Raw genomic sequence first — 694 nt, 5'->3', positions numbered from 1 at the left:
TCCAAAACCAACCAAGCCATAGTTGACATCAGTTTCGTCGAAGGTAACAGGAAGGTTCATTTGATTGGGATCTCCGCCGCCTGTTCCTTCTCCTGAAGTCAATTCGATGTCGTCAATGAGGTATGTGAAGTTGGCAGATCCATCACCCATTGTACCAAGGTCGAAAATCAATACTACCTTTTGGTAAGTGTTTGCTGTATTGATATCCGAATAATCAAAGGTGATTTCTTCCCATTCGTTTGCTTTGGTTCCTGTCGCTTCTTTTTCAAAAGCAATCCCCGCATTGGTCTGATTTTCTACTTTAAGGAGAAGCTTTGCTCCCACTCTTGGCATAAATACTTTTGCTTTGAAGATTTTTCCTACAGAAAAATCAATCGGAGAAGCCAAAGGAATGACTGAACCTGCATAAACCTGACCGTTTCCTTTTACCATCTGGGCCACATGGTTGCTGGTATTGATACCTGATTTCTGGCTGTTAGCGATTCTGGTCAATTCACCACCTTCGAAGTTTATAAAGTCATAATTGAGTTCTTCTGATTCGAAATCTAAAGGAACAGTAGGCAATGGATTGTCTCCTCCACCACCTGAGCCTCCTGTGACAAAAGCCATGTCATCGAAGTAGTAGGTTTTTTCACCTGCCACGGCACCGGTAGTTCCAAAGTTGAAGAAGATAGAAGCTTTGTTGTAGTTGAAT

The 694-nt window shown here is 42.2% G+C and carries 1 pseudogene; it reads right to left on the bottom strand.

Features of this window, described 5'->3' with window-relative positions:
* A pseudogene (locus NU887_RS21105) lies at positions 1-694 on the bottom strand (hypothetical protein); the annotation flags it as partial.

Origin of the sequence: Aquiflexum gelatinilyticum, from assembly GCF_024741135.1 — a bacterium.
In the GTDB taxonomy this organism is placed as follows: Bacteria; Bacteroidota; Bacteroidia; order Cytophagales; family Cyclobacteriaceae; genus Cognataquiflexum; species Cognataquiflexum gelatinilyticum.
This window is presented reverse-complemented; position numbering and strand designations above follow the sequence as displayed.